The sequence below is a fragment of the Cloacibacillus porcorum genome (assembly GCF_001701045.1).
Lineage (GTDB): Bacteria > Synergistota > Synergistia > Synergistales > Synergistaceae > Cloacibacillus > Cloacibacillus porcorum.
In genome coordinates this window covers 1,862,134-1,875,309 of sequence record NZ_CP016757.1, presented here as the reverse complement: position 1 = coordinate 1,875,309, position 13,176 = coordinate 1,862,134, and the positions used below count along the sequence as shown (strand labels likewise).

Sequence of the window (13,176 nt, the reverse complement as noted above, 5' to 3'; positions counted from 1 at the left end):
ATCCCCAGTATATTTCAAGGGGTTAAGACTCATTTGTACCGCGGATGAGATTGTAGAGCGTGCGGAAGAGCTGCTCCGGCTCTATCGGTTTTGCGAGGTGCGCGTTCATTCCCGCCCGGCGGCTGTCTTCGATGTCGGACTCAAAGGCGTTTGCCGTCATCGCGATAATGGGGATGCTCTTCGCGTCGGTATTGCTCAGGTGGCGGATGTTGTTCGCCGCCTGCAGGCCGTCCATCAGCGGCATGCGGATGTCCATCAGTATGGCGTCGTACCAACCCGGCGCCGATTTGCTGAACAGCTCAATGGCCCGCAGACCGTTTTCCGCATGTTCGACGGCGAAGCCCTTTCCTTCGAGCAGTTTTTTCGCCACTTCGACGTTCAGAGGATGATCTTCCGCCAGAAGCAGACGGTGTCCGCGGAAATTAAAGTCCTCCGTCCGCACGGCTTTTATAACCTCTTTTTCACCCAGGGCTCTCTCAAAGGCGGAGATGAGGGAGCTTTTATAGATGGGCTTGCCCATAAGGAGGTTGACGCCGGCCAGCTTTGCCTCGTGCTCTATCGACGACCAGTCGTAGGCGGTCATTATGATGATCGTCACCTCCGGGCCGACAGTAGCGCGAATGCGTTTTGCGGTCTCGATGCCGTCCATCCCGGGCATCTTCCAGTCAAGCAGGATCAAGTCGTAGTACTTGTTGTCCCGCCATTTTACTTCGACGAGAGCTACCGCCTTTTCTCCGCTGTCGACCCATTCGGCCTGCAGCCCCATCTCTTTGAGGGTGGTCACCGTATGTTCGCACACGGTGATGTCATCGTCCACCACGAGCGTACGGAGGTTTGTGAAGCTGCGGAGGCTTTTCTTATGTCCCTTCACACGCGATTCTTCCGTGATGCCTAGCCGGACCTCCACGGTGAACTCGGTTCCCACGCCTTTGATAGAGCGGACGTCGATGTGCCCGTCCATCATATCGACGATACTTTTACAGATCGCAAGCCCGAGGCCGGTGCCGCCGTAGAGGGAGGTCGAACCGCTGTACTCCTGCGCGAACGGCTCAAAAAGCCGGGGGAGAAATTCGTCGGAGATGCCGCAGCCGGTATCGTTTATCACGAAGCGGAGCAGGGCGCCGTCCTTAAATTTTTGGCGCTGTTCCACACTGAAGCCGACCCTGCCGCCCTCCGGCGTAAATTTAACGGCGTTGCTGAGAATATTTATCAGCACCTGCTGCAGCTTCATTGCGTCTCCAACGTAATAATCCTCCGTACCGCTCTTCACGAGACATTCATAATCGACTTTTTTCTCCTGAGCCTGTGCGTAACAGATAGAGTTGATACCGTTGATAAATTCCTCAAAGGGGATGTTTTCGTTTTTCAGCAGCATCTTGCCGCTCTCGATGCGGCTCATGTCAAGGATGTCATTTATGAGTGAAAGCAGGTAACGCGAGGAGATACCGATCTTTGAGATACAGTCGGCCACCTCGCCGTCGTTGCCGATAGACTGCGCGGCGATTGCGCTCATCCCGATGATGGCGTTCATCGGAGTCCTGATCTCATGCGACATACGCGAAAGGAAGTTGCTTTTCGCGGTGTTTGCCTGCTCCGCGGCGGAAAGCGCGGCTGCGAGGATATCCTTCTGCCGCTGCTCCTCCTCATAAATGTCGGTTATGTCGCGTTCGGTGAGGAGTATTTTTTTTGTCTCCCTGTCGATATACGAAAAACAGAGTTTCTTTCGGCCCTGCGAGCCGTCTTTTTGGACGGCGGTGTAATATACCGTATATGTCGGCGCTTCACCAAGCTGGCGGCAGACATTATCCAGTGACTTTTCCATAATTACGCGCTCCCGGTCGCAGGGAACCGCGCAGTTTTCGATATGTTCTTTGGTTGCCCGCGCAAAATCGCTGCAGTGCGACGGAGGGAGCACGGCGCCGGAATTTTTGTTTCCAAAACAGGTGGCGTGCCCGCTGATGCCGTCGATGAAGGCGACGTAGTCATAGTCCTGTTCTACGGCTTTGTCTATCAGGCTCTTCATGAGCCGCTCTCCGGTGATGTCCTCCGAATAGAGGAATCCATGGAGATCGCCGCTGTTGGGGGCTATTTTCAGACGGAAAGTGGCCCGCACGAACCTGATGCTGCCGTCGGGGAAGAGCCGGTGGTATTCTGCGGATTTTGAATGTTCTCCTCTATTGAAATCGCGCAGCAGATTTTTCGCGGAATAGAATTCTCTCACCGTTTTGATATCGTCCTTACCTACGGCGAACCCGGTCATTTTGTCACAGAATTCGGAAAAAGTCTCTGTCTTATTGATATCGCCGATGAGATATTCAGGGCGGGAACTCTTTTTGCTGATGATCCTGTCCTGGGTTATGTTTATCCTGTAGTTGACCAGCGTGCTGGTTTCAAGTATCTCAGAGTACGCCTTCTCTTCCTCATAACGGATTTCGAGCAGCTCCTGTTCGGTAACGTCGACGCTTGTTCCGATCGCGTGAAGAGGCCTGCCTGAGCGGTCCGGGACCGTAGTATATGTGACCCTCTCCCAGCGGTAACTGTCAGTATCGCTTTTTTTGACGCGTATGACCTCCGAAAGGGAACGCTCTCCGGCCTCCATCCTCTCATAGAGGCCGAGGAATTTTTCAACGTCGTCCGGGTGCACGAGTCCGAGGGCGATAATGCTCTCGGGCGCATTTTCAATCGTCTGGTCCAATTTATTGGCGGTCTCCGCGGTGTGGCTCCGTATGATCTGTTTTTTTGCGAAGTCGTAACTCCAGACGGTCATTCCGGACTGTGAGGCGGCGACTTTAAACTGCTCTTCCAGATCTTTGTACTCATCAAGCGAAAGCGCGGTGGCGACCGACCTTAAGGGCGTGCCCTGTTTATCGAAGATGTTAGTGTAATGCACCCTCATCCATTTATATTCGCTCCCGCCGGCTGCGCGAACCCTTAAATCGTGGACGACGTCTTTCTCCCCGGCCTTCATTTTTGTGTGCATTTCACGGTATTTTTCGCAGTCGTCCTCATGGATAAAGCCGTTTTCAATGAGTTTCTCCGGAAAATTCTCTATTACTGCCGGTAATTTATGGATAGAATGTGAAAAGTCACGGATGTAAGCTTTGTCTGCGGCGATGTCATATTCCCAATATTCGAGCCCCGCGTGATTGATCGCCGCCGCAAGCTTGATCCTGCTCTCTTCAAGCTCATCTTCCGCCTGTTTCTGCTGAGTGATATCGACAAAAACGCAGAAGAAAAATTCCTCGCCGTTCTCATCTTTCATCAGCTCGCCGCGCAGGTGTATCCACTTGACGCTGCCGTCTTTGCAGACCAGGCGGTTCTCGGTCACGATCGTCGTGCTGCCGCCGGCGAGCTGGGAGCGTATCTTATCGTGTATCGCCGCGCCGTCTTTGGGATAGATAACGGCTGCTATACTGTTGCCCATCTGCATAAACTCCTCCCGCGTGTAGCCGAGGAATTTAAACAGGCCGTCGTTGGCGGATATGATCGTCCACCGATCGTCAAAGCGGCATCTGAACGCCGCGCCCGGGATTGAGTTATATATCAGCGAGATCTCGTCCAGGCTTATGCGGAGGTTCTTGTATACGGAATCCATCTCCAGCCTTGCCATTCTCTCATCCGTTATATCATAAAAATACTCGACAAAGGCCTCTCTCCCGCGCCAATTCAGCTTTTTTCCGCTGACGGAAAAATATCTTCCCAATTTTTCGAGGTAAAGTTCGCTTTTGGTGATCGCGTTGGCGGTAAACAGCCCAACGGTACAGAAGCTGCAGGGCGAGGCCTCGTCCAGCATATAATCATAACATTTTTTGCCCCGATAGCCGCCTGGTTCTTTTCCGGCCATTTTGTAGGCGGCGTCATTGACATATAGTATCTCATAGCTCTCCGCGTCACAGACGATGACCGCGATATCCGACTGGGCCAATACCTCTTGAAATAGCTCGGTATTTTCCGCGCCGCACGGTGCGGCAGGGCACGAACGTCTTACCTCCAGAGACAAAAGTTTACCGCCGTTTGCCGTGGCCGCCAGTAAAAACGATGTTTCACCGCTTACAGCTTTAAGAAAGGCGGACCCGCCCTCGTTTGTTTCCATTTCATCCTTAAAGGAGACGACGGCGGGGAAGGACTCCTTGGCGAAAGCGGCCAGGGCGCGGAGAGAATCGTCCGAGCCCTCCGTCGTCGTTCCATCAATTACCAGCTCGAAGTCTTTTGAGAGAGATAGCGCTGCCGCTGTCATATCTCCGCTGTTAAAGAGCGCTCCGCAAAGGCGTTCCAGCAGCTTAAGTGCGGAATATTTACCGTTCATTGTCAAATCGTCTCTTTTCCGTTTCCTCTGATGTGTACGGTATCTTCATCGTGGCCTCGTCCCATATGCAGCAGCAGTGCCTGCCTCTTCTTTTGGCCGCGTAGAGCGCCGCGTCTGCCTCTTCCATCAGCCTCTTCATATTCGGCTCGCCTTTGAAGACTGTAAGTCCCACTGAACATGATATGGGGTCCTCAAAACCGGACTGGCATACCTTCGTGCAAAAATCGCTGCCGCGTTGGAGCGCCGTCTCTTTGGAGGGCAGATTTTTGAGCAGAACGACGAACTCATCTCCGCCAATACGGGCCGCGATGTCGTATGTGCGAAGGTTCTCTTTCAATGCGTAGGCAAAGGCCTTTATCGCGCTGTCTCCCCAGCTGTGTCCCCTGGTATCGTTATACATTTTCAGATTGTCCATATCCAGCATATAGAAGGCGTGGAGCATCTCTTTATCGGAAAAATCTCCGGCGCGCAGGGTAGTTTCAAAGCCCCGCCTGTTATAGATCCCGGTCAGGTAGTCGAAAAACGCCTCTTTTATGATCTCGTTCCGGCCCTCGGTCGCCCGCATTTCTGCGCGCAGCCGTGCGTTTTCCAGGACGGTCTCGACTCGCTGCCGCAGGACGGCGGGAACATAAGGCTTGGCGATGAATTCATCCGCACCCATCGCCAGTGCCCGCTCTTCGCTCTTTTCCCCCGCCACTGAGGTGATGATTATTGGGATATTTTTTAACGTCTCGTCCGCTTTGATGAGGGCCAGCAGCTCAAAGCCGTCCATGACCGGCATCAGCAGGTCGAGCAGTATTATCTTTACCTTCCGCCCGTGCCGTTTAAGGTATTCCAAGGCCGCTGCGCCGTTTTCCGCTTCGGCGGTGGCGTGGATGCCGCTGAACATCTTTGAGAGGATGGCGCGGTTGACCCATTCGTCGTCCACGATCAGTATCAAATTTTTGTCGGCGGATGTTTTGCCTTCCCCTTCGGGAAACTCCACCGTTTTCAGGGAGGAGGATAAGATATAGCCGTTATTATTATCTTTCGCCGCCGCACAATATTTCAGATACCCCAGCATGGAGTCCGCAAAGATGGATATTTCGCTGGCGGAATCATACCCGGCGGTAATCCGGCTCATCGCGGCGATGTGTTGGAGCAGAGCCATAAGCGTGTTGAAGAATACCGACGAGGCACGCCCGATGTCAGTATCCTTACGTACCGTACCCTCTTTGACGCCGATTCTATAGGACTCGGTGAGGCGTTCTCTTATGGGTAGCATGCCGTCGGTATATTTTTTCAGCAGATGATCTGAAAGCTCTTTTCTGGCAAAGGCGCTTTCCAGCTCCCTGAAGAAGATAAAAATCTCAGGGCTGTCGGCCAATATCTTTTCCTGCTGCGTTATATAAAGACGCAGCCTCTCTAAACCGGAAAGATCTGCATAACCGGCGGAATCACAGGACTCCAGCATCTGCCCGGCGGTATATTGAAAGACTATCTCCAGCAGAGCGGATATTACGTCCTCTTTTGTCGTAAATGGGCAGCTTTTGACATCGGCGGTGCTTCCGCCGATGCCGGAGATCGTCTCCATCGATGTTAACGAAAGGCCGTCTCTTATAAATAGAGCAAAGGCTCTTTCAAGAAATTCAAGTGTCGGTTTTTCAAAAGTCTGTCGGCCGAATTTCAGGTCAAATATCCGCATTGAAGAGGCCTCCGTATGATTTCAGCTTCACTGAAACCATCTATTTCATGATTGCAGTATCATTCCAACTTTTGCACCATAACATAACATAAACTATAATAATTATCAACAACATATGTTAGTATAGAAAAATCACCCCGCAAATGAATAGTTTACTGTAAAAATGACAAAATTTGTTGGACTTTTGTTGGACTTTATATAATATCCTTTTATAACTACTTTGCGCTGTGGGAGGCGGGCCATGTTCAAGCGACTGAAACTGAGATATTTTTTTACGGATAGGGCCCTATGTGTACTGTTAATTACCGCTCTCGCGCTTCTTTATATTCTTGCCTCCTGGCTCGTGACGCAGGAGAACGCAAAGCTGAGCCTCGATTCGCCTTTCTCGCACCTATATATCAGAGGTACTTACAGCGTTGACGGCGGCCAGGAAAAGGAGCTGCGTGAAGATACGCGCTTCGATTTAAGCGGTCATAGAAACATCGTTGTAACGGGACGTCTCTCCGAGAACGTGGAGAAAAAAGATTTTGTCATGCTGCGCATTACCGACCTGCGGATCAGGTTATTCAGGAATGGTACGCAGATATACAGCTTTGGCTATGACCGCTCGACGTCGCTATATGTCAGAAGCCCCGGCAATGTGTGGCATTTTTTTGCCTCACCGGGCATAGCGAAGGATGACGATATCAGGCTGGAGATATCAAATGTTTATAAGAAGGTGCACTACAGCAGCGTTAACGTCCTGCTCAATGAGATGTACAGCGGCTCTCCCGACGCGCTCTACCGAATGGTCTTCACAAAGCATGGTTTCTCCTTTGTGGTGGGAATATTCGTCTTTTTTCTGGGGCTGCTGGAATTATGCACGGCGCTGTTACTGCTATTTTTGAAACGGCACAAGACGAAAGATCTCTTTTATGGCGCGGCCTTTACCATCAGCAGCGGCATATGGTTTTCCATACAGTTTGACATCTTGCCGCTTCTAGTGCCCTATCCGGCTTTCATCGGAAGTCTTGATATGTACGGGCTGTATTTCATGGGGATATTTTTTACTCTTTATATCTCGACATACACCACCGGCAGACGCCGTATGACGCTGATGGCCTACTCCATATTTCAGGCCGTGAGCGTTATCTTCGTCGAGGCCCGCCAGCTGGCTGGCAGAATAGATGTATATGACACCTCGTTCTATGGATCGAATATCCTCATGGGTGCGCTGGCGGTCTCGCTCCTGGCGCTGCTATGTGAACGGAGAAAAAGGCGGAAAACCTTCAGCACGGCGGTACTTTTCTCCGTTCTGCCCGTCGCTGCCGGCGGATGTCTTGATATTCTGTTCTTTTGGGGAAATCATTATAACGCCAATCTATGGACGCGCACGGGATTTCTCATCTTTGTATCGGTGCAGTGGGGAATACTCGTCTGGCAGTTTAAACGAAACGCTGACGCCGCCGCCGAGACAGATTCGATGGAGAGGGCGCTCATCCAGAGCCGGGTGGCGATAATGCTTTCGCAAATACAGCCGCATTTCCTCTACAATGCCCTTGCGGCGATCAAGGCTCTCTGTGCCAAAGACCCGGAGACGGCGCGCGAGGCTATAACACGCTTTTCAAAATATCTTCGCGGCAATATGGACTCACTCTCACATGAACCGCTGATAACCTTTGACCGGGAGCTTGCCCATATGAAAAACTATCTCTACATAGAGGAGCTGCGCTTCGGAGATGACGTCCGGGTCAAGTATGATATCACGGCAAGCCGTTTTCTGATACCGGTGCTCACTATCCAGCCCCTTGTTGAAAACGCCATCCGCTACGGCATTACCCAGAAAGAGGGTGGAGGCACGATCACCATCTCATCGGCGGAGACCGGGAGTGGATACTTGGTTAAGGTTTCCGACGACGGCGTGGGGTTTGACCCGGAGAGGGTCAATAATGACGACAGAAGCCATGTAGGAATAGAAAATACGCGAAAGAGGCTGGAGACGCTTTGCGGCGGCAGCCTGTCGGTCATAAGCGCGGTCGGCGGCGGTACGGTGGTGGAAATCTTTATTCCCAAGCGTAAAGGCCAAGAACCTGGCGTTAGGAGTGTATAAGTTATGAAAATCATTGCGGTAGACGACGAAAAACTTGTCCTTGAGGATCTTGTGGAGCAGCTCATATCGCTTCCCTACGTGTCAAAAGTCAAGGGTTTCACAAAACCGGCGGAGGCTCTTAAGTATATAGAGGAAAATAATATCGACGCCGCCTTTGTCGACATCAATATGCGCGGCATGGACGGGCTGGCGCTTGCCACGGAGATAAACAGAATATCGCCCACGGCTGCGGTGATCTTCCTCACCGGGTATTCCGAATACGCGGTGGACGCCTTTAAGCTTCGTGCCTCCGGATATCTGCTGAAACCGGCCTCTATTGAGGATATTGAGGCGGAGTTGGCCAATCTGCGTCTCTCCGTGGCTAAGGATAGGGGATGTCGCTTGCGCGTCCAGACCTTTGGCAACTTTGAGGTCTTCTCGGGCGACAGGCCAGTACATTTTAAAAGAGCAAAGTCAAAGGAGCTGTTCGCCTATCTGATTGACCGGCGCGGGGCGGGCGCGACGATGGCGGAGATTGCCGCCATACTATGGGAATGTAAAAATTATGACCGCTCTCTGCTCAACCAGATACATACCTTCATCTCCGACCTGATCGCGGCGCTGAGGGCCGAGGGTGCCGACGACGTCATTATCAAGGGACGGAACAACGTGGCGGTGAATCCCGAGATGATCGACTGCGATTATTACCGCTTTCTGCGCGGTGAGGTCGCCGCGGTAAATTCCTTTACGGGGGAGTATATGAAGAACTACAGTTGGGCGGAGTTTACGGTTGGATACCTGACAAAGGTAAGCGGGCGCGGGCGGAATAAAGTTTGACCGGCCTATAAGCCGCTTTTGCGCTCTTTCCAAAGTGCGAAAATTATCATCGCCGCTCCTGCGGACAGAAAAATATCCGCCGCGTTTATCCATAGCCCGCCTCGGAAAAATATCTCCGACATAGGAAGCGGAAGCCAGTCGATCACCTGTCCGCAGGACAGTCTGTCCATGAGATTACCGGCGGCCCCGCCGAGCATAAAACCGCCGCCGAGACGGAAAAGCGGCCCCCGCCAGCGCGCGCAGTGTACACAAAGAATCAATAATATCAATAAGATAACTGCGCTGGCCGCCGTAACCACGGAAGATCCGGTCTCGCTGAAGAGCCCGAAAGAGAGACCGGCGTTAAGGCTGGTGTTCCATCCCAGCCTTAACGCCGCATATTTCGTCAGCCTGTCAGCGAAGAGAGAGATAAAAAAGGCGGCGGTGCATATCAGCGCTGCTTTCGAAGATATATATTCTCTCAATTCGCGTCCCCCTCCATATATATTTTATTTTTTGACGGACTCCGGCAGCCTATCAAGCGGCAGCGGCGGGCTGAAAAGGTACCCCTGGTATGCTCGGCAGCCTATCTCCTCAAGCGCCTCCATGATGGCCTCGTTCTCCACATATTCGGCGATGACCTTAAATCCGAGCGAGCGGGAGAGCCCCATGATGGAGGCGATTATCTCGCGGCTTCTCTGATTGTGCAGGATATCCTTTATGATCGCTCCATCGAGCTTTACCGTTCCAAAGATGCCGCTCTGCAAAAACTTGACTGACGTATGTCCCATGGAAAAATCGTCGATCTCCAGATGAAAACCCAAAGCGCATATCCTCCGGAGACGCTCCTCCGTTCGCGGGTCGGAGCTGAGAGCCATCTGCTCTGTGACCTCGAGGTTGATCTTTCCGGCGTTTATCTTTCCGCTGAGAGCGGCTTTTTTCAGGAACTGTTCAAAGGCGTCGGTCTCGATCGTCAGACCGGATACGTTGACGCTCACGGATATTTCGCTGCCCAAGGCATTCTGCACAAGCGGCAGATCCTTCGCGGCACGTATTATTATATTCTCTTCCAGTTCCGAGAGGAAGCCCTTCTCTTCGGCCAGCTTTATGATAAGTGGGGGATAGATAAAGCCGAAGCGGCGGTGGTTCCAGCGCAGCAGCGCCTCCGCGCCGATACAGCGCCTTTTGTCGTCAAACTGCGGCTGATAATAGAGCATCAGTTCATGTGAGAAAAGCGCGTAATCGAGATCTTCCGCCAGCTCCTTCGCCACGGCCCCCATCGTTCCGTAAAGCTCTGTCAGCATCACCGGTGAGCGTTTCACCTCCTGTTCCTGCAGCAGCCTCACAAGGGCGTTCATTTGTTTGTTGGAGATAAGCTCCTGCTCTTTGTCTGAAAAGAGAATAAAGGGACGGTAGATGAAGACGCCAACGATCATATTTACCAGCTGCAGCAGCACGCCGGCCATAGATCCTGTCGAAGCATAGCCGCCGTAGAGCACCGGCGTAGTCCATTCGACGGCGTTGACGGTGACAGGGAGCAGTTCAAAGTAAAAGGCGGCATATGAGATCAGACATGAGGTTATCGGCGTCAGGATAAAGGGGATCAGGAATATTGGGTTGAGTACCACCGGCAGGCCGATGAGCATGATCTCGTTGACATTGAAGAGCATCGGCAGAAAAGCGAGCTTGGCGAGGTTGCGGCTGCTGGGCCTCTTAGAAAAAATAAGTACGGCGGCCAACAGCGAGATAGCGCCGCCGCAGCCGCCCATATATACAAAGGTGTCAAAGAAGGTCTTCGTTAATATCTCGCTGGGGACCAGCCCTACGGCAAGCATTGAATGGTTTACCTCTATGCCGGGGTAAAAGACGGTTTTAATAACACTGTCGAGCACATTGTTGCCGTGGATGCCGAAGAACCACATCACCCCTGAAGATACGAGGAAGAGTACCGCGCTTTTCAGTGAACGCTCCCTGCCGCTGAAAATGTGCTGTCCGCCCTTTACCAATAGTTCATACAGCCCTGAGACGCCGAATGACTGTACGATAATATAGTTAAGCGAAGAGACGAAAAGTACCGTCAGAAAGAGCGGCAGCAGGGAGCCGATCGCGAGGTTGAATATATAATCCGCCCCTTTGGTATATATCCTTCGCCTGCCGCCGAATCTCTTAACAAAGCAAAGATATGCCGGAGGTATGCATACGGCGCATAGGAGGGCGGTGAACATGCCGTTGACGCCGAGAGCCGCTATTGAGGGACGCCCGGAAAAAAAACCGCATAAAATGACGAAGGATATCAGCGAAGCGATCGGTGCGCCGTAAAACATGAGCGGGTCGGAGCTGTTGTCCTGCGAATAATTCCTGCTCACCGCAAGCACCATATAGAGTGAAAATATCCCAAACGTCGCCCGGTGGGCGATGTCCAGAATATCACGAAGCGCGCCGCCGAAAAAAATCTCTAAAAAGCGCTGATAGGCCGGTATGGGAAGAGACTTAAGTATCAGCGAGAAGGAACCGATCATCAGGATGGGGATGGACATTACCAGGGCCGTACGCAGCGCCCTCGTCATTGGTAAAGTCTCTATCATTTCTATGGTATTATCTATTTTCATTTATATACTCTCCGTATATTATGGCGATATAGCCATATAATACTAAGGTATGGAAGAGGATTTTACCTACGCAAGAGGGCGGTTTTTAGTGTATAGTATCACCCATGATACAGGGAGATAAGATAAAGGTTACGATTTCAGATCTTAATAACGAAGGCGAAGGCGTCGTCCGCGCGGGCGACGAGCGTTTTGTTGTCTTTGTCGCCGACGCCCTTCCTGGCGAAGAGGTGGAAGCCCGTCTTGTCACAAAGAAGAAAAACTACGGGACGGCTAAAGTGCTGCGCAGGTTATCCGAATCGCCCGAGCGTATAACGCCGGCCTGCGGCATCTTTGGACGCTGCGGAGGCTGTCAGCTCCAGCACATATCCTACGGCGCCCAGCTGAGGATGAAGCGGAAGACGGTTGTTGACGCATTGGAGAGGATCGGCGGGATAGAGGCGCCGAACGTTCATGAGTGCGTTCCTTCGCCGGAGCTTTGGGGTTACCGCAACAAGGCGTCGCTGCCGGTGCAGAGCCTTGGCGGCGAAAGCCTGCGCGCGGGTTTTTACAGGCCGCGCAGCCACGATATAATCCCATATTCCGACTGCCCCGTACTGCTGCCGCAGATAAATAGAAATCTTAACGGGCTTCTCACGGCACTGCGCGAAGAGGGCTTTTGCGGCGCGCGCGAGGGCAGGCGGTCACTGCCGAACGAGCTGATCCGCCATATCGTCGTTAGGCAGGCGCAGTTCGGCGAGGATTCGCTCTGCGCGGTGATCGGCAGACGGCCGCTTTCAAAAAAAGAGGAAAAGAGCCTGCGCTCCGCCGCGCAAAAGATAAAGGGACTGTCTGGGATGGTATATAACATAAACGACTCTCCCGGGAATTTCATCTGGGGCGGCCGTACCATACCCATATACGGCGCGGAGCTGATGAGTGAACGGCTGGGAAGATATAATTTCACCTTCGAGGCCAGCTCCTTTTTCCAGGTGAACTCCGCCCAGGCCCTCAGTCTTTACGAGTACGCCGCGGGGCTTGCCCTCGACGGCGCGCCCGGTAAAATACTCGAACTCTATTCCGGCGTCGGCAGCCTCACCGCCTTCTTAGCCGCCGGCGGCGCCGAGGTGACCGCCGTTGAAAGCTGGCTTCCCGCGGCGAAGTATATCGCCGGCAACGCCGAACGGAACGGCATAAAAAAGATCGTCCCGCACACCGCTCAGGCGGAGGATATCGCGGAGAGCCTAAGCGGCAGCCGCTGCGACGTCGTAGTGGTGGACCCGCCGCGCTCCGGCTGCGACGAAAAAGTCATCGCCGCGATGCTGAAGGCGGTTCCGGAGAGGATCGTATACGTCTCCTGCAACCCGGCGACGCTCGCCAGAGATATCAAGCGCCTCGCGGAGGGAGGCTACACGCCGCTTGAGGCGCGTCCCTTCGATATGTTCCCGCAGACCGGGCACGTGGAGACGGCGGCGCTGCTAGTTAAAACAGGGAAATAAAGTCCTTTACAACTTAAAACGTTCCTGCTTTATTGTAATAGCTGCCTAAAATGCATCCTTTTCCGGAAGGCCCGGAGTTTTTCTTACGCAGCGTCCCCGGCCCTCATAACTTACGGCGTGGGCGTGCCGGAGCGGACATATGCCGGCGTCACGGCTCCGCCATATTCGGTATTTCAGATAATGTATTGCTGCTATCACTGAGGCGGCGTCTTTCATTT

Annotated in this window: 7 protein-coding genes; 3 read left to right on the top strand and 4 right to left on the bottom strand. The window is 52.8% G+C overall.

The features are described from left to right. Positions 1 to 22: 22 nt before the first annotated feature. Together BED41_RS08340 and BED41_RS08335 are read right to left on the bottom strand one after the other, a co-directional pair. Entirely contained in the window at positions 23 to 4,306 is a 4,284-nt protein-coding gene (locus BED41_RS08340) for a PAS domain-containing hybrid sensor histidine kinase/response regulator (protein ID WP_066744795.1), read from the bottom strand. Then, positions 4,296 to 5,990 (bottom strand): diguanylate cyclase domain-containing protein, encoded by a 1,695-nt coding sequence (locus BED41_RS08335; RefSeq protein WP_066744794.1) that lies wholly within the window; start codon positions 5,988 to 5,990, stop codon positions 4,296 to 4,298. The genes BED41_RS08340 and BED41_RS08335 overlap by 11 nt, the downstream gene beginning before the upstream one ends. A 241-nt stretch (positions 5,991 to 6,231) precedes the next feature. Here BED41_RS08335 and BED41_RS08330 point away from each other — a divergent pair, with 241 nt between their 5' ends. Together BED41_RS08330 and BED41_RS08325 are read left to right on the top strand one after the other, a co-directional pair. Continuing rightward, positions 6,232 to 8,079 carry a sensor histidine kinase gene (locus BED41_RS08330; protein WP_066744793.1) on the top strand — a complete coding sequence of 616 codons (1,848 nt, stop codon included), beginning with the start codon at positions 6,232 to 6,234 and terminating at the stop codon, positions 8,077 to 8,079. A gap of 3 nt (positions 8,080 to 8,082) precedes the next feature. Further along, complete coding sequence (locus BED41_RS08325; protein ID WP_066744792.1) at positions 8,083 to 8,895, top strand: response regulator; 813 nt, start codon at positions 8,083 to 8,085, stop codon at positions 8,893 to 8,895. Positions 8,896 to 8,900: 5 nt separating this feature from the next. On the opposite strand, the gene BED41_RS08320 is transcribed toward BED41_RS08325, so the two are convergent. Both BED41_RS08320 and BED41_RS08315 read right to left on the bottom strand, forming a co-directional pair. Then, positions 8,901 to 9,359 (bottom strand): signal peptidase II, encoded by a 459-nt coding sequence (locus tag BED41_RS08320; RefSeq protein WP_066744791.1) that lies wholly within the window; start codon positions 9,357 to 9,359, stop codon positions 8,901 to 8,903. A gap of 24 nt (positions 9,360 to 9,383) precedes the next feature. Further along, on the bottom strand, positions 9,384 to 11,483 hold the full coding sequence (locus tag BED41_RS08315) for a PTS sugar transporter subunit IIC/EAL domain-containing protein (RefSeq protein ID WP_066744790.1): 2,100 nt from the start codon (positions 11,481 to 11,483) through the stop codon (positions 9,384 to 9,386). 104 nt (positions 11,484 to 11,587) lie between these two features. On the opposite strand from BED41_RS08315, the gene rlmD reads away from it, so the two are divergent. After that, entirely contained in the window at positions 11,588 to 12,958 is a 1,371-nt protein-coding gene (rlmD, locus tag BED41_RS08310; RefSeq protein WP_066744789.1) for a 23S rRNA (uracil(1939)-C(5))-methyltransferase RlmD, read from the top strand. The last annotated feature ends 218 nt before the right edge of the window (positions 12,959 to 13,176 follow it).

Coding starts and splice junctions, on each gene's coding strand:
- BED41_RS08340 (WP_066744795.1), bottom strand. CDS start 4,306: ATGAACGGTAAATATTCCGCACTTAAGCTGCTGGAACGCCTTTGCGGA.
- BED41_RS08335 (WP_066744794.1), bottom strand. CDS start 5,990: ATGCGGATATTTGACCTGAAATTCGGCCGACAGACTTTTGAAAAACCG.
- BED41_RS08330 (WP_066744793.1), top strand. CDS start 6,232: ATGTTCAAGCGACTGAAACTGAGATATTTTTTTACGGATAGGGCCCTA.
- BED41_RS08325 (WP_066744792.1), top strand. CDS start 8,083: ATGAAAATCATTGCGGTAGACGACGAAAAACTTGTCCTTGAGGATCTT.
- BED41_RS08315 (WP_066744790.1), bottom strand. CDS start 11,483: ATGAAAATAGATAATACCATAGAAATGATAGAGACTTTACCAATGACG.
- rlmD (WP_066744789.1), top strand. CDS start 11,588: ATGATACAGGGAGATAAGATAAAGGTTACGATTTCAGATCTTAATAAC.